Annotated in this window: 19 protein-coding genes and 3 tRNA genes; 13 read left to right on the top strand and 9 right to left on the bottom strand. The window is 67.6% G+C overall.

Features of this window, described 5'->3' with window-relative positions; genetic code table 11:
* Positions 1-29 precede the first annotated feature (29 nt).
* The 3 genes from ACZY1G_RS00670 (at position 30) to ACZY1G_RS00660 (ending at position 1,993) form a co-directional block, all read left to right on the top strand.
* Positions 30-398, top strand: coding sequence for a MerR family transcriptional regulator (locus ACZY1G_RS00670; RefSeq protein ID WP_463813095.1), 369 nt, complete (start codon positions 30-32; stop codon positions 396-398).
* Between the two features lie 78 nt (positions 399-476).
* A complete protein-coding gene (locus tag ACZY1G_RS00665; RefSeq protein WP_463821251.1) occupies positions 477-1,487 on the top strand; it encodes a serine hydrolase domain-containing protein in 1,011 nt (336 codons plus the stop codon).
* 107 nt (positions 1,488-1,594) lie between these two features.
* On the top strand, positions 1,595-1,993 hold the full coding sequence (locus tag ACZY1G_RS00660) for a DUF6841 family protein (RefSeq protein WP_463821249.1): 399 nt from the start codon (positions 1,595-1,597) through the stop codon (positions 1,991-1,993).
* Between the two features lie 132 nt (positions 1,994-2,125).
* Here the strand turns inward: ACZY1G_RS00660 and ACZY1G_RS00655 are convergent.
* Positions 2,126-2,208: transfer RNA gene (locus ACZY1G_RS00655), tRNA-Leu, on the bottom strand.
* A 228-nt stretch (positions 2,209-2,436) separates the two neighbouring features.
* On the opposite strand from ACZY1G_RS00655, the gene ACZY1G_RS00650 reads away from it, so the two are divergent.
* The 7 genes from ACZY1G_RS00650 (at position 2,437) to pknB (ending at position 12,049) form a co-directional block, all read left to right on the top strand.
* Positions 2,437-3,831, top strand: coding sequence for a DUF3662 and FHA domain-containing protein (locus ACZY1G_RS00650; RefSeq protein WP_463813092.1), 1,395 nt, complete (start codon positions 2,437-2,439; stop codon positions 3,829-3,831).
* 128 nt (positions 3,832-3,959) lie between these two features.
* The gene (locus ACZY1G_RS00645; protein ID WP_463813091.1) at positions 3,960-4,424 is read left to right on the top strand and encodes an FHA domain-containing protein FhaB/FipA; all 465 of its coding nucleotides are present in this window, start codon (positions 3,960-3,962) and stop codon (positions 4,422-4,424) included.
* Positions 4,421-5,965 (top strand): PP2C family protein-serine/threonine phosphatase, encoded by a 1,545-nt coding sequence (locus ACZY1G_RS00640; RefSeq protein WP_463813090.1) that lies wholly within the window; start codon positions 4,421-4,423, stop codon positions 5,963-5,965. Before ACZY1G_RS00645 ends, ACZY1G_RS00640 begins: the two co-directional genes overlap by 4 nt.
* Positions 5,962-7,374 carry an FtsW/RodA/SpoVE family cell cycle protein gene (locus tag ACZY1G_RS00635; RefSeq protein ID WP_463813089.1) on the top strand — a complete coding sequence of 471 codons (1,413 nt, stop codon included), beginning with the start codon at positions 5,962-5,964 and terminating at the stop codon, positions 7,372-7,374. The genes ACZY1G_RS00640 and ACZY1G_RS00635 overlap by 4 nt, the downstream gene beginning before the upstream one ends.
* Positions 7,371-8,846 carry a D,D-transpeptidase PbpA gene (gene pbpA / locus ACZY1G_RS00630; RefSeq protein ID WP_463813088.1) on the top strand — a complete coding sequence of 492 codons (1,476 nt, stop codon included), beginning with the start codon at positions 7,371-7,373 and terminating at the stop codon, positions 8,844-8,846. Before ACZY1G_RS00635 ends, pbpA begins: the two co-directional genes overlap by 4 nt.
* A gap of 66 nt (positions 8,847-8,912) precedes the next feature.
* Complete coding sequence (locus tag ACZY1G_RS00625) at positions 8,913-10,193, top strand: protein kinase domain-containing protein (RefSeq protein ID WP_463821247.1); 1,281 nt, start codon at positions 8,913-8,915, stop codon at positions 10,191-10,193.
* The gene (pknB, locus tag ACZY1G_RS00620; protein ID WP_463821245.1) at positions 10,190-12,049 is read left to right on the top strand and encodes a Stk1 family PASTA domain-containing Ser/Thr kinase; all 1,860 of its coding nucleotides are present in this window, start codon (positions 10,190-10,192) and stop codon (positions 12,047-12,049) included. Before ACZY1G_RS00625 ends, pknB begins: the two co-directional genes overlap by 4 nt.
* Here pknB and ACZY1G_RS00615 read toward each other — a convergent pair.
* Both ACZY1G_RS00615 and ACZY1G_RS00610 read right to left on the bottom strand, forming a co-directional pair.
* The gene (locus tag ACZY1G_RS00615) at positions 12,027-12,701 is read right to left on the bottom strand and encodes an aminodeoxychorismate/anthranilate synthase component II (RefSeq protein WP_463821243.1); all 675 of its coding nucleotides are present in this window, start codon (positions 12,699-12,701) and stop codon (positions 12,027-12,029) included. The genes pknB and ACZY1G_RS00615 overlap by 23 nt on opposite strands.
* Positions 12,702-12,723: 22 nt before the next feature.
* Positions 12,724-13,485, bottom strand: coding sequence for a DUF881 domain-containing protein (locus ACZY1G_RS00610; protein WP_463813084.1), 762 nt, complete (start codon positions 13,483-13,485; stop codon positions 12,724-12,726).
* A gap of 116 nt (positions 13,486-13,601) precedes the next feature.
* On the opposite strand from ACZY1G_RS00610, the gene crgA reads away from it, so the two are divergent.
* Positions 13,602-13,883 carry a cell division protein CrgA gene (gene crgA / locus ACZY1G_RS00605; protein WP_046365546.1) on the top strand — a complete coding sequence of 94 codons (282 nt, stop codon included), beginning with the start codon at positions 13,602-13,604 and terminating at the stop codon, positions 13,881-13,883.
* A 209-nt stretch (positions 13,884-14,092) separates the two neighbouring features.
* Positions 14,093-14,464: a PH domain-containing protein gene (locus tag ACZY1G_RS00600; protein ID WP_463821768.1), complete on the top strand. Its 372-nt coding sequence runs from the start codon at positions 14,093-14,095 to the stop codon at positions 14,462-14,464.
* A gap of 3 nt (positions 14,465-14,467) precedes the next feature.
* Here the strand turns inward: ACZY1G_RS00600 and ACZY1G_RS00595 are convergent, their stop codons facing one another.
* Entirely contained in the window at positions 14,468-14,995 is a 528-nt protein-coding gene (locus ACZY1G_RS00595) for a peptidylprolyl isomerase (RefSeq protein ID WP_046365545.1), read from the bottom strand.
* A 106-nt stretch (positions 14,996-15,101) separates the two neighbouring features.
* Here ACZY1G_RS00595 and cwsA point away from each other — a divergent pair, with 106 nt between their 5' ends.
* A complete protein-coding gene (gene cwsA / locus ACZY1G_RS00590; RefSeq protein ID WP_463813082.1) occupies positions 15,102-15,506 on the top strand; it encodes a cell wall synthesis protein CwsA in 405 nt (134 codons plus the stop codon).
* A 7-nt stretch (positions 15,507-15,513) separates the two neighbouring features.
* Here cwsA and ACZY1G_RS00585 read toward each other — a convergent pair whose 3' ends face one another.
* The 5 genes from ACZY1G_RS00585 to gyrA all read right to left on the bottom strand — a co-directional run bounded on the left by ACZY1G_RS00585 (position 15,514) and on the right by gyrA (position 20,910).
* On the bottom strand, positions 15,514-16,947 hold the full coding sequence (locus tag ACZY1G_RS00585; RefSeq protein ID WP_463821241.1) for an alpha/beta hydrolase fold domain-containing protein: 1,434 nt from the start codon (positions 16,945-16,947) through the stop codon (positions 15,514-15,516).
* Between the two features lie 113 nt (positions 16,948-17,060).
* Positions 17,061-17,133 (bottom strand) — tRNA-Ala (locus ACZY1G_RS00580).
* Positions 17,134-17,267: 134 nt separating this feature from the next.
* Positions 17,268-17,341: transfer RNA gene (locus ACZY1G_RS00575), tRNA-Ile, on the bottom strand.
* A gap of 70 nt (positions 17,342-17,411) precedes the next feature.
* A complete protein-coding gene (locus ACZY1G_RS00570; RefSeq protein WP_463813080.1) occupies positions 17,412-18,374 on the bottom strand; it encodes a DUF3566 domain-containing protein in 963 nt (320 codons plus the stop codon).
* Positions 18,375-18,384: 10 nt separating this feature from the next.
* Positions 18,385-20,910, bottom strand: coding sequence for a DNA gyrase subunit A (gyrA, locus tag ACZY1G_RS00565; protein WP_463813079.1), 2,526 nt, complete (start codon positions 20,908-20,910; stop codon positions 18,385-18,387).
* Positions 20,911-20,926: the final 16 nt, after the last annotated feature.

Raw genomic sequence — 20,926 nt, 5'->3', positions numbered from 1 at the left:
GTAGCCCACACGTCTCACCGGGAGTCGACATGAAGATCGGAGAGCTCGCCCGGATCACCGGCGCCAGCGTGCGGTCACTGCGCTACTACGAGGAGCGGCAGCTGCTGTTGTCGCGCCGCACTGCCGGCGGCCAGCGGATCTACGATCAGGACGCGGTCGAGCGGGTCGCACTGATCCGAGAACTCTTCGCCGCGGGAGTCGGCAGCGATGCCGTCGTGCAATTGCTGCCCTGCATTCACACAGGTACAGCGACACCAGCAATGGTGGAACTCCTGGCGCAGGAACGCGCGCGCATCGACACCGAAGTACGCAGGCTCGCAGCCACGCGCGACCGTCTGGACCGACTCATCGTGACCACGCGTGCCGCCGTCCCGACCGCCGCCGCATCGTCCGCGTGAGACGTCGCACGGTCAATCGACGTGGTGAACGGCAGAAGCTTGTGCGGGGTGTGGGGCCCCTGGGTGGAGTATTGATGCGTGGGTTCCTTGTCGCCGCGCGAGCCGAGAACCGCGACAGGTGACGCGGATCTGATTGCCCGGGTGGCACCGCTGCTTCGCTCTCGTGGGCTCACCGACAGGGTGAGTGTCGTTGCTCTGGTGGGCGGAGCGCGCCTGGAGGCGCACTACGGTGCGCAGCCCGACACGGTCTACGAAATCGGCTCGATCACCAAGACCATGACCGCGCAGCTTTTTGCTCATGCCGTGGAATGCGGTCAGCTCCACGCCGACACCACCCTCGGAAGCGTCCTCGATCTCGGCGGCAGCCCGGCGAGCGACATCACTCTCGAAGAGCTGGCCGGCCACCGATCAGGACTGCCCCGCATCGCACCTCGACTGACGGATCGCATTGCAGCCGGCCTCGCGGTCCTGCGTCACCGGAACCCGTACACCGCCGATCTCAAGACACTGCTACAGCAGGCGCGTGCCTCGAAAGTGTCCGGAAGAGGCCGGTTTTCGTATTCCAACCTCGGCTTTGCCTTGCTCGGGCAGGCAGTCGCCGCGCACGTCGGTACAACCTACCCGCAACTGCTGCGGGACCAGATGCTCGACCGTCATGGCATGACCGGGTCCACGACACCTCTCACCGCTAGCGAACTACTCACCGATGTGACGACAGGTTTCAACGCCCGCGGCCACCGCGAACAGGCATGGACCATGGGCGCTTACGCGCCTGCCGGCGGAGTTCGTTCGACACCCGCCGACTTGGCCAGGTATGCGCGCGCTCTTCTCGACTCCGATGCCCCAGGGATGGACGCGCTCACTCCACGGTGGCAGGCAGACGGCGGCGCGCGTGTTGGCTACGCGTGGTTCACCAACCAGATCGGCGATGCGACCATCAACTGGCACAACGGAGCTACAGGGGGCTTCGCCAGCATGCTGGCCCTTGATCGCGACAATGCATCGGCCGTACTCGTCTTGGCCAACACAGCCATCGCTGTCGACCAGATCGCACTCGAACTCCTACTCCAAGGCCGGTCGCTTGTCTGAAGAGGCCCCGTTCGAGGATGAAGGCGACCCAGATCCGTTCTCAGGACGGGGAGCTCGAGTCGTCGTCAAGTGATGAGCCGCTCGATCGGGTGGGGTTGAATGCGCCTGTGACTCCGGATGTCCTTCGTCAGTGGTTCGACGGCTACTTGATGGCGTTTGCCGCGAGCTCCCGCCGAGACGGACCCATCGCGACACTCTTGGACCACTACACGGTGCCGCTGACCATCACCACCGACGAAGAAGTGATGACGGTGACCAGCGGCGAACAGGTAGCCTCCGCGATTCAGCAGCAGGTGGATGCGCTACACGCACAGGGCTACGGCACCACTGACGTGCTCGCCTTCGAAGCGACAGTGCTCAATGCGACGTCAGCGATCCTGCACACCCGACTGGTCCGGCGCGCAGCGGACGGCGGTGAGATCGCCACCCTGGGCATGACGTATCTGGTCGCCCGCGATCAGACCCGCCTCCGCATCGTTCTGATGGCAGTGCACCCCGCCACCTGAGGTCTGCGGATCGACATCTCTCCACTGCTGGTTTCCGCAGCGCCCGAGCCTGAAAGGCCCGCCAACGACAAAGGCCACGAACCATTTCTGATTCGTGACCTTTGCGGTTGCGGTTCGTAGAACCGCTCAGTGTGGGCGAAGGGGGACTTGAACCCCCACGTCCCGAAGGACACTGGCACCTGAAGCCAGCGCGTCTGCCATTCCGCCACTCGCCCGAAAACAACCGGGGGAGCCTATCACGCAGGCAACCCCGGGCTCCAACCGTACGTCGGCAGGCCCCTGAACACCAAAACCGCTGCTCACAATCCTGTGACCAGGAGCGATGCAATTCTCAGAGTTCTGAGAGTCACGACGGGGTACAGGTGGCCGATAGCATGCTTGCAAGCATCGCTGCCAGCCGACACGCTGGCGGCTTTTCACCATCGAGGGAGGCGAGCCGGAACATGGGTCTGGTCGATCGATTCGAGCGCAAGCTCGAGGATTCGGTCGGCAATGCCTTCGCCCGGGTCTTCGGCGGCTCGATTGTGCCCGCTGAAGTCGAATCGCTTCTGCGGCGTGAAGCCGAGACCGGGGCACGTGAAGTGCACGGCGGCTACGTTTTGGCGCCGAACGACTACGTCATTACCCTCAGTGTGCCTGACTATCAGAAGGTGAGTGCCGACCCGGACATCACCCCGACCACGTTCGCCAAGCACCTGGAGGGCTTCATCCATGAGCAGGGATGGCAAACGTATGGTGATGTGGTTGTCCGATTCGAACAATCGCCCAGCCTGCACACCGGACAGTTTCGCGCGCGCGGTGCGGTCAATCCCGACTCGACCTCGGATCCACCAGCCCCACCACCTCGAGATCACTCGTCCCACGCAGAACCAGGAGTACGACCGATGAGCGACAATCCGACCTATCGCGGCGGCCAGGGGCCGGGGCGGCCCGGGGATGACTACTACCCCCGTCCCGACGATGACCGCTACCCCCGCCAGGACGATCGCGGCGGCTACCCGCCGGCCGACCAGGGTGGCTATCCGCCGGCTGAGCCCGGTGGCTACCCGCCGGCAGATCAGGGTGGCTACCCGCCACCCGGCGAGCAGGGCTACCCCCAACGCGGCGGCTACCCGGACCAGGGCGGCTACCCCGAGCAGGGCGGTTACCCGGCTCCGCAATACGACCAGCGCCCTCCGGCCGGCTACGGCCCTCCCCCGGGCGGATACCCCGACCAGGGCTACCGGCCCGGTCCCGGCGGCTACGGCCCGCCGCAGGGTGGTCAGCAGGGTTACGGACCCCAGGGCGGGGCTCCCGCCGGTGACTACGACTACGGGCGTCGTCCGTCGTACCCCGACCAGGGCGGCTATCCGGACCAGGGCGGCTACGGCGGTGGCTACGGCCGCCAGGAGTACGGGCAGCCCGACTACGGACGCTACGGCGAGGCACCGGCCGGCTACGCCGACCAGGGCTACGGCGAGCAGGGCGGCTACGGCGGCGACCAGGGTGGCTACGGCGCCGCTGGTTACGGCGGCGGCTACGGCGCCAGCCAGGGCGAGTACCCGTCCGCCGGCTCTACCGTCACCTTGCAGCTCGACGACGGCAGCGGGCGCACCTACCAGTTGCGCGAAGGCGCCAACGTCATCGGCCGCGGTCAGGACGCCCAGTTCCGGCTTCCCGACACGGGTGTGTCACGTCGTCATCTCGAGATCCGCTGGGACGGCCAAGTGGCGCTATTGTCAGACCTCAACTCCACCAACGGCACCACGGTGAACAACGCGCCCGTTCAGGAGTGGCAGCTGGCTGACGGCGACGTGATCCGGCTGGGCCACTCTGAGATCATCGTTCGCGTTCACTGAGGATCGCTGCGCGGGGACGGCGGTGACGTGGCGATCACGTCGACCGCCGTCTGCGTATGGTGGCGGGGCCGAAAGGGCACCGACGAGCGCTCGCGCGAGGAGCATGACCCGGACGGAGAGGACGTCAGATGCAGGGGCTGATGCTGCAGCTGACGCGCGTCGGTTTCCTGTTGCTGCTCTGGCTGTTCATCTGGTCGGTGCTCCGCATCTTGCGCACTGACATCTATGCGCCGACCGGCGCGGTGATGATGCGCCGTGGCCTCGCACTGCGCGGCACGCTGTTACCGACCAAAGACCGCAGTGTTCCGCGACAACTGGTCGTCACCGAGGGCGCACTGGTCGGCACCAGGATTCCGCTGGGCACCCAACCGGTGCTGATCGGCCGCGCCGATGACTCCACACTGGTGCTGACCGACGATTACGCGTCGACGCGCCACGCCAGACTCTCGCCTCGAGGTCCGGAATGGTACGTCGAGGACCTAGGATCGACCAACGGCACATACCTCGACAGGGCGAAGGTGACAACGGCAGTACGCGTTCCGATGGGCACACCGGTGCGAATCGGCAAGACAGTGATCGAGCTGCGCCCGTGACCCTCGTGCTTCGATACGCCGCCCGCAGCGACCGCGGCTTGGTGCGCGCCAACAACGAGGACTCCGTCTACGCGGGCGCCCGACTGCTGGCACTCGCCGACGGAATGGGCGGCCACGCGGCCGGCGAGGTCGCCTCACAACTGGTGATCGCCGCACTCGCACACCTCGACGATGACGAGCCCGGTGGCGACCTGCTCAGCAAGCTCGATGCCGCGGTGCGCGAAGGCAACTCGGCGATCGCTGCGCACGTCGAGGCCGATCCCGAGCTCGACGGCATGGGCACGACGCTCACCGCAATCCTGTTCGCCGGCAACCGGCTTGGCATGGTCCACATCGGTGACTCCCGCGGTTACATGATGCGCGACGGCGAACTCACCCAGATCACCAAGGACGACACGTTCGTCCAGACCCTTGTCGACGAAGGTCGCATCACCGCCGAAGAGGCCCACAGCCACCCGCAACGCTCGCTGATCATGCGCGCGCTCACCGGTCATGAGGTCGAGCCGACGCTGATCATGCGCGAGGCGCGGGCGGGCGACCGCTACCTGCTGTGCTCTGACGGGCTGTCCGATCCCGTCAGCCACGACACCATCGCCGAGGCACTGCAGATCCCCGATGTCGCCGAAAGCGCCGACCGACTCATCGAATTGGCGCTGCGCGGCGGCGGACCGGACAACGTCACCGTGGTGGTGGCCGACGTCGTCGACGTCACCAACCACGACTTCGGGCAGACCCAACCGATTCTCGCGGGCGCCGTCTCCGGCGCGGACGACCAGACCGCGCCGCCCAACACCGCGGCCGGCCGCGCATCGGCGTTCAACCCGAAACGCAATGCCGTCAAACCTGTTGTGCAGCAACCTGAAGAGCCTCCGCCGCGAGCCCGTTCACGACGCCGCATCTACCTTGCGGTGGCTGTATTGGTCTTGGCGGTGCTCGCCGGTTTGGCGGTCGCACGGGAAATCGTCCGCAACAACTACTACGTCAGTGAACACGACGGCGTCGTCTCGATCATGCGCGGTGTTCAAGGCTCCTTTCTCGGGATCGCTCTCCAGGAGCCGTATCTGCTGGGCTGCTTGAACGCCCGCAACGAGTTGTCTCTCATCAGTGCCGATCAGCCTCGGGACAATCTGGGCTGCCGACTGCTGGCCGTCGGGGATATGCGGCCGTCCGAGCGCGCCCAGGTGGTCGCCGGGTTGCCGTCGGGCACCCTCGACGACGCCATCGGTCAGATCGAGGAACTGTCGCGCAGTTCGGTGCTCCCTGTGTGCGCGCCGCCGGCACCCGCGACGTCCAGCCGTCCCACGCCGCCGCCCTCCCCCCGGCCGTCGACGACCCAGACCACCCCTGCCCCGGGAAGCCCTGCGCCAAGCGCGGATCCGACGTCGACGACGGCGACACCCGCGCCGGAGACACCGCGCACCGTGACGTCATCACCGACATCGGCGCAGGCTCCTAGTCCGTCGCCCTCGCCGTCGCCCACCGTGACAGCGCTGCCTCCCCCGCCGCCTCAACCGGGAACGAACTGCCGGGAAGTGGCATGACGACCCAACCGCAGTCCCCGGTTGCGGTGACACCGGCCCTGCCGAACCGCCGCAACGCCGAAGTCTTCCTGCTCGGCTTCGCCGCGTTCATCACCACGGTGGCGCTGCTGCTCGTCGAGGCGAATCAGGAACAGGGTCTGCGGTGGGATCTCGCGCAGTACGCCGTCGCGTACCTGGCACTGTTCGCCGGCGCGCACCTCGCGGTACGACGCTTCGCCCCCTACGCCGATCCCCTGCTGTTGCCTGTGGTCGCGCTGCTGAATGGCCTCGGGTTGGTCATGATCCACCGTCTCGACCTGGCCGCCGGTGAGCCCACCGCACGCGGACTGGGCGGTACCGCCAACCAGCAGATGCTGTGGACCCTCGTGGGCGTCATCGGGTTCTCGCTCGTGGTGATCTTCCTCAGTGACCACCGGCTGCTCTCGCGGTACGGCTACGTGTGCGGGTTGGTCGGACTCGTCCTGCTCGTCATCCCCGCGCTGCTGCCCAGTTCGATGTCCGAACAGAACGGCGCCAAGATCTGGATTCGGTTGCCCGGCTTCTCAATTCAGCCCGCCGAGTTCTCCAAGATCCTGCTGCTGATCTTCTTCGCCTCGGTGCTGGTGTCGAAGCGCAATTTGTTCACCAGCGCAGGCAAACACGTCCTCGGCATGGATCTGCCGCGGCCGCGCGATCTGGCCCCGCTGCTGGCGGCGTGGATCGCCTCGATCGGCGTGATGGTCTTCGAAAAAGACCTCGGCACGTCGCTTCTGCTCTACGCCTCGTTCCTCGTGCTGGTCTACATCGCCACCGAGCGCTTCAGCTGGGTGGTGCTCGGGCTGAGCCTGTTCGCCGCCGGAAGCGTGATCGCCTACTACGTCTTCGATCACGTCCGCGTCCGCGTGCAGACATGGCAGGACCCCTTCGCCGATCCCGACGGCGCCGGCTATCAGATGGTGCAGTCGCTGTTCAGTTTCGCGACGGGGGGGATCTTCGGGACGGGCCTGGGCAACGGCCAGCCCGGGACCGTGCCTGCCGCCTCGACCGACTTCATCATCGCCGCCGTCGGCGAAGAGCTGGGCCTCGTCGGCCTGGCCGCTGTACTGATGCTCTACACGATCGTGGTGATCCGCGGCATGCGCACCGCGATCGCGGTGCGTGACAGCTTCGGCAAGCTCCTCGCCGCCGGCCTGGCCGCCACCCTGGGCATCCAGCTGTTCATCGTCGTCGGCGGCGTCACCAAACTCATCCCGTTGACCGGCCTCACCACGCCGTGGATGTCCTACGGCGGCTCGTCCCTGGTGGCGAACTACCTGCTGCTCGCGATTCTGGTCCGCATCTCGCACAACGCGCGCCGCCCGCTGGACGGCCGCGGCACTCCTCCGGGCCCGATCGCCGCGGCGAGCACCGAGGTGATCGAGAAAGTATGAACACCTCACTGCGCCGTATCTCGGTCATGATCATGGGTCTGGTCGTGCTGCTGCTCGCCAACGTGACCCTCACCCAGGTCTTCACCGCCGACGGCCTGCGTTCGGATCCGCGCAACCAGCGGGTGTTGCTCGACGAGTACTCCCGCCAGCGCGGCCAGATCTCTGCCGGCGGACAGCTGCTGGCCTACTCGGTGTCCACCGAGGGCCGGTTCCGGTTCCTGCGCGTGTACCCCAACCCGCAGACCTATGCGCCGGTGACCGGGTTCTACTCGCTGAGCTACTCGAGCACCGGCCTGGAGCGCGCCGAGGACACGGTGCTCAACGGGTCGGACCAGCGCCTGTTCGGACGCCGCCTGGCCGACTTCTTCACCGGCCGCGATCCCCGCGGCGGCACCGTCGCGACGACGATCCGCCCCGAGGTGCAGCAGGCAGCGTGGGACGCGATGGACAAGGGCTGCAACGGGCCGTGCAAGGGCGCCGTCGTCGCGCTGGAGCCGTCGACGGGCAAGATCCTGGCGATGGTCTCGGCGCCGTCCTACGACCCGAACCTGCTGGCCACCCATGACGTGAACGAGCAGGAGCAGGCCTGGCAGCGCCTCCGTGACGACCCGAACTCGCCGCTGCTGAACCGCGCGATCTCGGAGACCTACCCGCCGGGGTCGACGTTCAAGGTCATCACCACCGCTGCGGCGCTGCAGAACCGCGCCACCCCCGACACCCAGGTGACCGCGGCGCCGCAGATCGCGTTGCCCGACAGCACCGCGACGTTGGAGAACTTCGGCGGCTCCTCGTGCGGAGGCGCGCCGACGACGTCGCTGCAGTACGCCTTCGCGCACTCGTGCAACACCGCGTTCGTCCAGCTCGGCATCGACACCGGCGTCGATGCGCTGCGTGACACCGCGCAGAGCTTCGGGGTGGACACCGCGCCTGCGCCGATTCCGCTGCAGGTCGCTGAGTCGACGTTGGGGCCGGTACCGGACGCCGCGGCGCTGGGGATGTCCAGCATCGGCCAGAAGGACGTTGCGCTGACGCCGCTGCAGAACGCGATGGTGGCCGCGACCGTGGCCAACAAGGGGGTCACGATGCAGCCGTTCCTGGTCGACAGCCTCAAGGGCCCAGACCTGTCGAACATCGCCACCACGGCGCCCAGCGAAGTGCGGCGAGCCATCCCCGAACCGGTCGCAGATACACTTACGAACTTGATGGTCGCCGCCGAGCAGGTGACTCAGCAGAAGGGAGCCATCGCCGGCGTGCAGATCGCATCAAAAACCGGCACTGCGGAACACGGCACTGACCCGCGCAACACGCCCCCGCATGCCTGGTACATCGCCTTTGCGCCTGCTCAGGCACCCAAAGTGGCGGTGGCGGTACTGGTCGAGAACGGCGGTGACCGCCTGGACGCCACTGGCGGTGCGGTGGCGGCCCCGATCGGCCGCGCGACGATCGCAGCAGCCCTGAGGCAGGCGTCGTGAGCCCCCGAAGCCGAGCGAAGCGAGGCGAGAGATGAGCCGCCGAAGCCGAGCGAAGCGAGGCGAGAGATGAGCCCCCGCGTCGGTGTCACGCTGTCGGGGCGGTATCGGCTGCAGAGGCTGATCGCCACCGGCGGCATGGGCCAGGTGTGGGAAGGCGTGGACTCCCGACTGGGCCGCCGCGTCGCGATCAAGGTGCTCAAGGCCGAGTATTCGACCGATGCGGAGTTCGTTGAACGATTCCGCGCCGAAGCCCGCACGGTCGCCATGCTGAACCATCCGGGCATTGCCGGGGTGTACGACTACGGCGAGACCGACATGGACGGGGAGGGCCGCACCGCCTACCTGGTCATGGAGCTCGTCAACGGCGAGCCGCTGAACTCGGTGCTCAAGCGCACCGGTCGGCTCTCACTGAGGCACGCCCTCGACATGCTCGAGCAGACCGGACGGGCCTTGCAGGTCGCTCACACCGCGGGCCTGGTGCACCGCGACGTCAAACCGGGCAACATCCTGATCACCCCGACCGGCCAGGTCAAGCTGACCGACTTCGGCATCGCCAAGGCCGTCGACGCGGCCCCGGTCACGCAGACCGGCATGGTCATGGGCACCGCGCAGTACATCGCGCCAGAGCAGGCCCTGGGTCACGACGCCACGGCTGCCAGCGACGTCTACTCCCTGGGAGTCGTTGGCTACGAAGCAGTTTCGGGCAAACGGCCGTTCACCGGCGACGGTGCCCTGACGGTGGCGATGAAGCACATCAAGGAGACTCCTCCCCCGCTGCCCGCCGACCTGCCGCCGAACGTGCGGGAACTGATCGAGATCACACTCGTGAAGAACCCCGGCATGCGCTACAAGTCCGGCGGCCCGTTCGCCGACGCCGTCGCCGCCGTGCGTGCCGGTCGCCGTCCACCCCGGCCCAACGCGGCTCCCGCGATCGGGCGCGCCGCCCCGGCCGCGGTCAAGCCGACCATCGCGCCCAGCCCCGTCCAGCCGACCGGACGCGCCCCCGCCGCAGCGCCCCGCACCCGCACCACCGGCAGCCATCACCGCTCGGCCCCACCCGCGCGACGCACCTTCTCCTCCGGCCAGCGGGCCCTGCTCTGGGCCGCCGGCGTGCTCGGGGCGCTCGCGATCGTCATCGCGATCCTGATCGTCCTCAACGCACAGGACCGCAAAGACCGCGCTCCCGCGCCGGCCACGGTGACCGAAACACCGTCCGCGACCACCGAGACACCCGCTGCCGCACCGGCCCTGACTGTCGATGACGACGGCGTCGTGCGCATGTGGGTAGCCCGTGCCGTTCAACCCGCGCCGCCTCCAGCAGCGCCGCCCCACCGAGAACTGTCATGACGACGCCCCAGCACCTGTCCGACCGCTACGAAGTCGGCGAGATCCTCGGCTTCGGCGGCATGTCCGAAGTCCACCTGGCCCGCGACATGCGCCTGCACCGCGATGTCGCGATCAAGGTGCTGCGCGCCGACCTCGCCCGCGACCCGAGCTTCTACCTGCGCTTCCGCCGCGAAGCGCAGAACGCGGCGGCGCTGAACCACCCGGCGATCGTCGCCGTCTACGACACCGGTGAGGCGGAGACCCCGACGGGCCCGCTGCCCTACATCGTCATGGAGTACGTCGACGGCGTCACGCTGCGCGACATCGTGCACACCGAGGGACCGATGCCGGCCAAGCGGGCGATCGAGGTGATCGCCGACGCGTGCCAGGCGCTGAACTTCAGCCACCAGCACGGCATCATCCACCGCGACGTCAAGCCGGCCAACATCATGATCAGCAAGACCGGCGCCGTGAAGGTGATGGACTTCGGTATCGCCCGGGCCATCGCCGACGCCGGCAACCCCGTCACGCAGACGGCCGCGGTGATCGGCACCGCTCAGTACCTGTCTCCCGAGCAGGCGCGCGGCGTGAAGGTCGATGCCCGCTCGGATGTGTACTCGCTGGGCTGCGTGCTCTACGAAATGCTCACGGGCGAGCCACCTTTCGTCGGTGATTCGCCTGTCGCCGTGGCTTACCAGCACGTCCGTGAGGACCCGGTGCCACCGTCGGCGCGCCACGCCGACATCTCCCCCGATCTCGACGCCGTGGTCCTCAAGGCGCTGTCGAAGAACCCCGACAACCGATACCAGACGGCCGCGGAGATGCGTGCAGATCTGGTCAAGGTGCACAGCGGGGAGAGGCCCGACGCCCCGAAGATCTTCACCGACGCCGAGCGCACCTCGCTGCTGTCAGCCGCGCCGTCACGCGGCGGCCCCGTGTCCCACCAGCCGCGTTATCAGCCGAAGGAACGTTCCGGGTCGGTCGGCAAGTGGGTGGTGGCGGTAGCGGTGCTCGCCGTGCTCACCGTCCTCGTCACGATCGCGATCAACTCCTTCGGCGGGGAGACTCGCGACGTCCAGGTGCCCGACGTTCGTGGTCAGGCGTCCGCCGATGCCATCGCGACGCTGCAGAACCGCGGATTCACGATCAACACCGAGCAGGACTCCAGCTCCGAGGTACCGCCGGACCATGTGATCGACACGGATCCGGCTGCGGATAGCTCCGTTCCCGCAGGCTCCGAGATCACCCTGAAGCTGTCGTACGGCCCGCAACAGGCCGAGGTGCCCGACGTCTCGGGTCTGAGCTACGCCGATGCGGTGCGCAAGCTGACCGATGCCGGGTTCAGCCGGTTCCGGCAGACCACGTCGGCGTCCCTCCCGGAGCAGAGGGACCGGGTGCTGTCCACGGTGCCGCCGGCCAACCAGACGTCGGCGATCACGAATGAAATCACGATCGTGGTCGGGAAGGGCCCGGCGACGGCCATCGTGCCTGACTGCGTGGGGCAGACCATCGAGGTGTGCCAGCAGATCATGACGGCCTCCGGGTTCGCCAAGACGGTGCCGGTCCAGGTAGACAGCACCACCGCCGCCGGGCAGATCATCGGCAGCGACCCGGCCGCCGGCCAGACCATTCCGCAGGACACGGTGATCCAGATCCAGGTGTCGCGCGGCAACCAGTTCGTCATGCCGGACCTCACGGGCCAGTTCTGGACCGACGCCGAACCGCGGTTGCGCGCGCTGGGCTGGACGGGCGTTCTCGACAAGGGTGCCGACGTGCAGAACAGCGGGCAGCGGACCAACGCGGTCGTGTCCCAGACCCCTCCCGCGGGATCTGCGGTGAACTACACCGCCAGGATCACGCTGAACTTCGCGTCGTAGCCGCCGCTACGGCCGTCGCGACCTCGTTTTCGAGACGGGCCACCACCGCCTCATCCGGCGCGGTGCCGCAGTCGGCGAGCCAGTTGGCCAGCATGCGGTGGCCGCCTTGGGTGAGGATCGATTCCGGGTGGAACTGCACGCCGTGGATGGGCAACTCCACGTGGCGTACGCCCATCACGACGCCGCCTTCGGTGCGCGCGATGACCTCGAGGTCGGCGGGCATCGTCTCAGGCAGGATCGTCAGCGAGTGGTAGCGCGTGGCGACGAACGGATCCGGCAGGCCGTGCAGCACCCCGCGGTCGGCGTGAAAGACCGTGCTGGTCTTGCCGTGCAGCAGCTCCGGCGCCCGATCCACGGTGCCGCCGAACGCCACGCCGATCGCCTGGTGGCCCAGGCACACACCGAGCAGGGGAGTGGCGGCCGTTGCGCAGGCGTGGACCAGGGGAATGGATGCCCCGGCGCGCTCGGGGGTACCGGGGCCCGGACTCAGCAGCACCCCGTCGAATTCATCGGCCACCGCGGCGACAGCCGCCTCGGAGGACAGCCGTTCGTCGTCGTTACGCCAGACCTGCGCGTCCACCCCGAGCTGGCCCAGGTACTGGACGAGGTTGAACACGAAGCTGTCGTAGTTGTCGACGACGAGAACCTGCATGCGCTCAGGCTACCGCCGCACGTCAGTACCCCAGGGGTCCCATCGGTTGGGCGTACTTCATCGTGACCGGCGCGGTGTAGCCGACGAGCTCCACGTCGCGGACGTTCTCTGAATAGCCGAGGCCGAACCGGACCGCGTACTGCTTGTACAGCGTCACCAGCGGCGCCTCGGACAGCGCGCGCTGCATGGCCGCGGCGTCGCCGATCGCGGTGACGACATAGGGCGGGCTGTAGGTGCGTCCGTTGAGCAGCAGGGTGTTACCGACGCATCGCGGCGCCGAGGTCGCGATCAGGCGTTGATCCTGCATCTGGATGCCTTCCGCGCCGGCGCTCCACAGGGCGTTGAGGACAGCCTGGATGTCCTGCTGGTGGACGACGAGATCGTCGGGCGACGCGTCGCGGGGGAAGCGGCCCTGGGCGTCGCGCTGGGCGTCGTTGAGGGTGACGACCAGGCCGGGGCCCCGCATCGGGGTCAGCCCGGCGTCGGGGGCCAGCGCGTCGGCGCGACCGGAGATGGCCGTCAGCGCGGCTGCGGCACTGGGGGAGCCGCCGTGGTGGTTCTCGATCTGCGGGGTCAGCGCGTCGCGCTCGGCGGTCAGACGGTCCACCGACTGCTGGGTCTCACGGACCAGGTCGACCAGGCGCGGGGCGTCGCTGCGGCGGATCTCGTCTCCGCCGGAGACGCTGTAGGTGGCACCGAGCAGCAGGCCGGCCGCCGCGCAAACCACGGGAACACCCCAGCGCCAAGCCGAGCGGGAGCGAACGGTTCGGTCACGGGCGTCCATCGGTTGCATCTCTCCGGGAGTCGGTGTTGATCGCGGCTGCGTTAGGCTTTGGCTCAACATCGTCGGCCCAACACTGTCGCCCCAATATCGTCGCACCGAATCGTCCGAAGGTACCCATGCCCAAGTCCAAGGTCCGCAAGAAGAACGACTTCACCATCAACCCGGTGAGCCGTACGCCGGTCAAGGTGAAGGCCGGCCCGTCGAGCGTGTGGTTCGTGGTGCTGTTCTGCGGCCTGATGCTGATCGGGCTGGCGTGGTTGATCGTGTTCCAGCTGGCCGGCAGCGGCCCGGACGTGCCGAGCTTCCTGCAGTGGATGAGCAACCTCAATGTGTGGAACTACGCCATTGCGTTCGGCTTCATGATCACCGGTTTGCTGCTCACGATGCGCTGGCGGTGACGGGCGCCGACCCTGTCCGCGTGTCCTGGCGGTCGTCCGCCGTTCGATCACATGCAACCTGCTCGTAACCGGATCACATCGATGTTATTCATCCCCACTGTGGATAGCACTTGTGGATAACGGGGTAAGTCCCGGTAGGAGGGTGTGAATTGTCCTCCCAGCAAACAACATGGGGTCCGCCGACGGCAGGCATCATCGGTGCCGCCGGAATGGGCATTCTGCTGGCTGTCGGCGTTGTGACGCTGGTCACAGACGTGCCGGGGCGTATTTTGATCGGTACCGCGGCTGTGGGTTTGCTCGTGTTCGCCATCCTGTCGTGGCGCGCTCGTCCGAAACTGGCAATCGACGGCGACACCCTGATCTACCGCGGCTGGATCGGCACGCGACGGCTCACCCGGGCCGACATCAGCCTGGTCCGCATCACGGAGTTCCGCCGCATCGGGCGAAAAGTACGACTACTCGAGATCGACACGATCGATGGCCGGCTCCTGGTGCTGAGCCGGTGGGATGTGGGCACGGACCCGGTGCGCGTGCTCGATGTTCTGACCGACGCCGGCTTCGCGCGCGGCGCCGGTCGGTGATGGCTAGGAGATCGTGACCGACTCGATGACCACGGGATCGGTGGGGCGATCGCTGCGGTCGGTCGCCGTGGTGGCGATCGCGTCGACCACCTTCTGCGACTCCGGATCGACGACCTCGCCGAAGATGGTGTGGCGGCGGTTCAGGTGCGGGGTCTTGCCGACGGTGATGAAGAACTGCGAGCCATTGGTACCCGGCCCGGCGTTGGCCATTGCCAGCAGGTAGGGCTTGTCGAACTGCAGCTCGGGATGGAATTCGTCGGCGAACTGGTAGCCCGGGCCGCCCCGACCGGTGCCGGTCGGGTCGCCGCCCTGGATCATGAATCCGTCGATGACGCGATGGAAGACGGCGCCGTCGTAGAACGGCCCCGACGAGCCGCCCGAGGCGTTCTCGGTGCTGTAGTCCTTGGTGCCCTGGGACAGGCCGACGAAGTTGGCCACGGTCTTGGGGGCGTGGTTTCCGAACAGGGCGATCTTGATGTCACCGCGGTTTGTGTGCAGGGTCGCGGTCGCTGTCTGAATGGGGCTCGTCACGGAAAGTCAGTGTGCCACGCGCCTCTGAAGCCCAACCGGGCACCGTGCGGTTGGCGGAGATGGCAGGCTGAAGCTCGTTGTCATCCGGTGCCGAGAAAGGTGGGCCATGAGCTCCAAGACCCGAGTCCGACTGACCCCGAGCCAACGGCTCAGCCGCGGCCTGAAGTACTCGACGGTCGGGCCCGTGGACGTCACCCGGGGCGCCGTGGGTATCGGGGTGAACTCGGTGCGGTCGTCGGCGTCGTGGATCGGCCAGAAGTACCGCAGCAGTGACGTGGCTCAGCAGCTCAAGGACGAGCTCGCCGCGGCCCAGGAGGTCGTGGTGAATCTGCCCGACACGCTGGAGAACCTGCGCGCGCCGAAGCGGCGCCGCCGGCCACGCCTACTCGTGGTGGCTGTCGGCGTGGCCGTGCTGGCCGGGGGAGCGGCGGCGTTCTCGATCGCCCGCCGCTCGACGCAGCCGGAGCCCTCGCCGCTGCCGCCCAGTGTCGAGGTCGACCCCAAGCCGTAGCCGGGAACTAGACGAGGCCGAGCTGGCGGTAGATGTCGGGGAGAATCGCCCTGGTCTCCCGAAGAATCGTGAAGATCGCCCAGTCGTGGGGTTCGCCTGCGCGCAGCACGAAGGTGAAGTCGGCGCCGGGTGTCCCCGCGGCCTTTTCCCTCAGCACCAGCAGATCGGGTGCGACGACGTCGCGACTGCCGACGTAGATGGCCGTGGGCGGAAGCCCTTCCAGCGATCCGTACAGCGGACTCAGCAGCGGGTCTTTCAGGTCCAGTCCGTCGGCCCACTGACCGACATTCTTCTGCAGGTCTGCGAGTACTTCCGGCGTGAACACCGGGTCGTCGACGAGTGCGATGGCCGGATTGCTCAGCGTGCTGTCCACCCCGGGCGCGCTCAGCACCATGAACGAAGGGACCGTACGCCCGTCCTTCACGAGCAGTTGCACCGCCGCGAGTGCGATGTTGCCGCCGGAAGAGTCGCCGAACACGCTCACGTTCGCTGCGCTTCGCTGGTCGATCTGAGCGGCGATGAGGTCGGCCACCGTCGGCACGACCTCTCGCGCCGTCCCCTCGGGCACCAACGGGTACAACGGCACGATCACCGTCGCCCCGGTCTTGCGCGCCATCGCGCTGTAGAAGAGCCAGTTGAACAGCGTCGGCTGCAGGACCAGAGCGCCGCCGTGAACGGCCACGACGGCCTTGTCCGAGGTCAGCCGGCGGGACTGCAGTGTCCACACCGGCATGCCCTCGAATTCGGTCTGCTCGGCGGTCAGCCCCCTCAACGATCCCCGTGGCGGATGATCGCTCTGCAGCAGCCCCGTGGCCGGGAGCGTGAGGTCCACGTGGATCAGTGAGCCGATCTTTCCGACCACGCCGAAGGTTGCGGACAGGGCCTTCGACAACAAAGACGGCCTTCCGGTGAACACCGGTGCATCCAGCGCGGGTGCTTCGGCGACGACAACCTCGGCAACGACCGTTCGCGCCGGCTCCCTCACCACAGGATCGGTCGAGACGGACTCCTCGGTGTCGCGTCGGGCGAGGGCGAGGAACGTCAGCGCGGTGGGACCGTCCGCGGGGAGGCCAGGCGCGTCGCTGCTCGACCTGCGCTCGGGCGCGCGTCGGGTCAGCGTGCGTGGTGAAAGTCTGGTCGTAGCAGTGTCTTTCGATATCATCTCGGAGTTCTGCAGCGATCGGCGCCCCGGTCGGGCGTCCGGTCGGTCGGTGTGTCGCCGTGCGGTCGGCCGGCCATCGGAGGCGCGTTCGCTGCGTCTGGTGAGGCGGGTTGCAGAGTGCGGCGTCTCCGATGCCGACGAAGCCGCTGAATCGGCGGGTGCGGCCGATGCCGTCCACTGATCGGCGACGGCGATCCCGATGCCGACAGTGACCGCGAGGGCCCCGGCCAGACTGAGGTGCTTTCCGTAGGTGACGGCCGCACAGGTCGTTGTCGTCATGGCAGATCTCCCTCGACAACAGCAGAGTGCGCTCTTGAATCAGCCGATGTCGTCAGTAGAGGAGTACTGCACTTATTGGAGGAGAGCGGCTTCAGACCGCCGCGCGATAGGAGTGGAGCCTAGGAGATTCGAACTCCTGACATCTGCCTTGCAAAGGCAGCGCTCTACCAACTGAGCTAAGGCCCCTCGTCAGGAAGGTGCATCGGCGATGGTGTGCCAAATTTCGGGACTGTGCTGGGTTCGCCACACCATCAGCGCGGCGGCCGCGGCAATGCCGGCCACGAGAAGCAGCATCACCTTCATCGATGTGAACCTTTCCGTGGGGCTAGGAGGACTCGAACCTCCGACCTCTTCGTTATCAGCGAAGCGCTCTAACCGCCTGAGCTATAGCCCCGTTCCGCCGCCATCAATCGCACGGCCGAGCAGCGAGATTACCTCACCGACAACCCGACTCCCAAACCAGCTCAGTCGCGGTCGGCCAGCGTGACCTCGACACCGCCCACGAGGTCGGTGGTCAGGTTGTAGATGAACGCCCCGATCGTCGCCGCCGCGGCCAGCAGCACGATGTTGATCAGGCCGATCAGCGCCGCACCACCGAAGATCGTGCTGGCCGACACCAGCTCGCCACCGGAGCTGCCGCTGGCACTGGTGAGCAAGTCACCGACGTTGCTGTTCAGCTTGCTCCACACGCCCATGCCGCCCAGCACCAGGTACAGGAACGCCACCGCGATCATCCACACGAAGAACAGCGCCACCGACAGCACCAGCGACACCTTCAGCGCGCTCCACGGATCCACGCGGCGGATCTGCATGCTCGCCCGCACCGGCCCGGTGTGCTGACGCGGACCCACCTGTACGCCCCGGTTGGTCGAGGTTTTCTGCGGCGGCTTCGCCGTCGACTCAGACGGTCGCTCCGCAGGTTTGCGCTGCTGCGCCGACCGGGGGAGAGGACCCGAGAGATCGGGGAGCTCGCTGGCATACGCGGCGCCCCCGGGGCCGTCGACGCGGGTCGGGGGTTCGGGGCGGTGCACATCGGTGCGCGCAGCCTCGGGACGGTTGCCCTCCGGCCGAGCTTCGGGACGCGACTCAGGACGAGGTTCCGGACGGTTGCCGTCGGGACGCGAGTCGGGACGCTGCGCCTCGGGCCGGTCACCCCGCGGCGCCTGCTCCGTCTCGGGGCCGCCCGCGATGAAGCGGTTGAGCCGCGCATCGAGCCCGCCCGGAGCGTCAGGTGCCTGCTGCTGACGCGCCCGCGTCTGCGGGCCCCGCTGCCACGGCGGCACATCGCTGTGCTCGGCCCCGCGAGCCGGCGCCTGGGGCGGCGGACCGCTGTGGCTCGGCGCCGGTGTCCCCGCCGCCGATCCGTTGCCGGCCCCGCCGGAGGCCTCACCCGTACGCGGGTGCCCCGGCTCGTTCGGTGAGCTCACTGACCGCTCCTCACTCCTGCGTCGTCGGCTCGTCGCCGATGTCGGTGTCGACCTCGTCGGTACCGTCGCCCTCTTCGGCGTTGCGCGCGATCGCGATCAGGGTGTCGCCGTCACCGAGATTCATCAACCGGACGCCCTTGGTCTGGCGGCCGGCCTTGCGAACCTGTCGCGCGGCGGTCCGGATGACGCCGCCACCTGAGGTGATGGCGTACAGCTCGGTCTCGTCGTCGACGATCAACGCGCCCACAAGAGTGCCACGACGCTTGTCGAACATGATGGTCAGCACCCCCTTGCCGCCGCGGCCCTGGACGGGGTACTCGTCGATGGCGGTGCGCTTGGCGTAGCCGCCCGATGTCGCCACCAGCAGGTACGTGTCCGGTTGGACCACGTTGAGCGACAACAGTGCGTCATCGGCGTTGAACCGCATGCCCTGCACGCCGGAGGTCGCGCGACCCATCGGCCGCAGCGCCTCGTCGGTGGCCGAGAACCGGATCGACTGGCCGTTGGCCGACACCAGCAGCAGATCGTCCTCGCTGGAGCACAGCACCGCGCCGACGAGCTCGTCGCCGTCACGCAAGTTGACCGCGACGATGCCGCCGGACCGGTTCGAGTCGAAGTCGACCAGACGCGACTTCTTCACCAGGCCGTTGCGGGTCGCCAGCACCAGGTAGGGCGCGTCCTCGTAGCCCTTGATCTGGATTACCTGGGCAATGCGCTCCTCCGGCTGGAACGCCAGCAGGTTGGCGACGTGCTGACCGCGGGCCGTGCGCGACGCCTCGGGCAGGTCGTACGCCTTCGCGCGGTACACCCGGCCCTGTGTGGTGAAGAACAGGATCCAGTCGTGGGTGGAGCAGACGAAGAAGTGGTTGACGATGTCGTCCTGCTTGAGCCCCGCGCCCTGCACGCCCTTGCCGCCGCGCTTCTGGCTGCGGTAGAGGTCGGTCTTGGTCCGCTTGGCGTAGCCGGTCTCGGTGATCGTGACGACGACGTCTTCGCGGGCGATCAGATCCTCGTCGGCAACTTCACCGTCGGCGGCGATGATGCGGGTGCGGCGGTCGTCGCCGTACTTGTCGACGATCTCCTTGAGCTCGTCGCGCACGATGGCGCGCTGCCGCTCCGGCTTGGCCAGGATGTCCTCGAGGTCGGCGATCTCGGCCTCGATCTTGGCCAGGTCGTCGACGATGCGCTGACGTTCCAGGGCGGCCAGGCGCCGCAGCTGCATGTCCAGGATCGCCTGAGCCTGGATTTCGTCGACGTCGAGCAACTCGATCAGGCCCTGACGCGCGACGTCGACGTTGGCCGACGCACGGATCAACGCGATCACCTCGTCGAGGGCGTCGAGGGCTTTGACCAGGCCACGCAGGATGTGGGCCCGCTCGTTGGCTTTCCGCAGCCGGTAGCGCGTGCGCCGGACGATGACGTCCAACTGGTGGTTGACGTAGTGCCGGATCAGCTGGTCGAGGCGTAGCGTACGCGGCACCCCGTCGACGATCGACAGCATGTTGGCGCCGAAGCTGGTCTGCAGCTGGGTGTGCTTGTAGAGGTTGTTCAGCACCACCTTCGCGACCGCATCGCGCTTGACCTCCACGACAATTCGCAGACCCACGCGATCGCTGGACTGGTCCTCGATGTTGGAGATCCCGGTGAGCCTGCCGTCGCGCACCTGCTCGGCGATCGAGGTGATGAAGTTGTCGTGGTTGACCTGGTAGGGGAGTTCGGTGATCACCAGCGAGGTCCGCCCGCGCGAATCCTCTTCGATCTCCACGACGCCACGCATGCGGATCGAGCCGCGGCCGGTGCGGTAGGTATCCGAAATCCCTTGCGAGCCAACGATCAAGCCGTGGGTCGGGAAATCCGGACCCTTGACGTGTTCACACACCGCGGCGAGGGTCGCTTCCTCGTCGGCTTCGTGGTTCTCCAGGCACCAGTACACCGCGTCGGCGAGCTCGCGCAGGTTGTGCGGTGGCATGTTGGTGGCCATGCCGACGGCGATACCGCCCGAACCATTGGCGAGCAGGTTCGGGAACCGGCTCGGCAGAACCGTCGGCTCCTGTACCCGGCCGTCATAGTTCGGAATGAAATCGACTGTCTCCTCGTCGATTTCACGCAACATCTCCATCGCGAGCGGAGTCAAACGCGCCTCGGTGTACCTCATCGCGGCCGGCGGATCGTTGCCCGGGGAGCCGAAGTTGCCCTGTCCGTCGACCAGTGGGTAGCGCAGCGACCACGGCTGCGCCATGCGCACGAGGGTGTCGTAGATCGACGAGTCACCGTGCGGGTGATAGTTACCCATCGTCTCGGCCACCGAGCGCGCGGACTTGGCGTGGCCGCGGTCGGGCCGGAACCCGGAATCGAACATCGCGTACAGCACGCGGCGATGCACCGGCTTGAGGCCGTCGCGGACCTCGGGCAGTGCGCGGCCGACGATCACGCTCATCGCGTAGTCGATGTAGCTGCGCTGCATCTCCTGCTGGATGTCGACCGGTTCGATCCGGTCGCCGGCTTCGTCGCCGGGCGGCAGGGTGGTGTCAGTCATGGAGTTTCCTCAGCCT

The sequence above is a fragment of the Mycobacterium sp. IDUB_5 genome, assembly GCF_055419565.1.
This window is presented reverse-complemented; position numbering and strand designations above follow the sequence as displayed.

Bases quoted from the DNA above. Each gene is read 5' to 3' on its own strand.
- ACZY1G_RS00670 (WP_463813095.1), top strand. From the start codon at position 30: ATGAAGATCGGAGAGCTCGCCCGGATCACCGGCGCCAGCGTGCGGTCA.
- ACZY1G_RS00650 (WP_463813092.1), top strand. From the start codon at position 2,437: ATGGGTCTGGTCGATCGATTCGAGCGCAAGCTCGAGGATTCGGTCGGC.
- ACZY1G_RS00645 (WP_463813091.1), top strand. From the start codon at position 3,960: ATGCAGGGGCTGATGCTGCAGCTGACGCGCGTCGGTTTCCTGTTGCTG.
- ACZY1G_RS00635 (WP_463813089.1), top strand. From the start codon at position 5,962: ATGACGACCCAACCGCAGTCCCCGGTTGCGGTGACACCGGCCCTGCCG.
- pbpA (WP_463813088.1), top strand. From the start codon at position 7,371: ATGAACACCTCACTGCGCCGTATCTCGGTCATGATCATGGGTCTGGTC.
- ACZY1G_RS00625 (WP_463821247.1), top strand. From the start codon at position 8,913: ATGAGCCCCCGCGTCGGTGTCACGCTGTCGGGGCGGTATCGGCTGCAG.
- pknB (WP_463821245.1), top strand. From the start codon at position 10,190: ATGACGACGCCCCAGCACCTGTCCGACCGCTACGAAGTCGGCGAGATC.
- ACZY1G_RS00615 (WP_463821243.1), bottom strand. From the start codon at position 12,701: ATGCAGGTTCTCGTCGTCGACAACTACGACAGCTTCGTGTTCAACCTC.
- ACZY1G_RS00610 (WP_463813084.1), bottom strand. From the start codon at position 13,485: ATGGACGCCCGTGACCGAACCGTTCGCTCCCGCTCGGCTTGGCGCTGG.
- crgA (WP_046365546.1), top strand. From the start codon at position 13,602: ATGCCCAAGTCCAAGGTCCGCAAGAAGAACGACTTCACCATCAACCCG.
- ACZY1G_RS00600 (WP_463821768.1), top strand. From the start codon at position 14,093: ATGGGCATTCTGCTGGCTGTCGGCGTTGTGACGCTGGTCACAGACGTG.
- cwsA (WP_463813082.1), top strand. From the start codon at position 15,102: ATGAGCTCCAAGACCCGAGTCCGACTGACCCCGAGCCAACGGCTCAGC.
- ACZY1G_RS00585 (WP_463821241.1), bottom strand. From the start codon at position 16,947: ATGACGACAACGACCTGTGCGGCCGTCACCTACGGAAAGCACCTCAGT.
- gyrA (WP_463813079.1), bottom strand. From the start codon at position 20,910: ATGACTGACACCACCCTGCCGCCCGGCGACGAAGCCGGCGACCGGATC.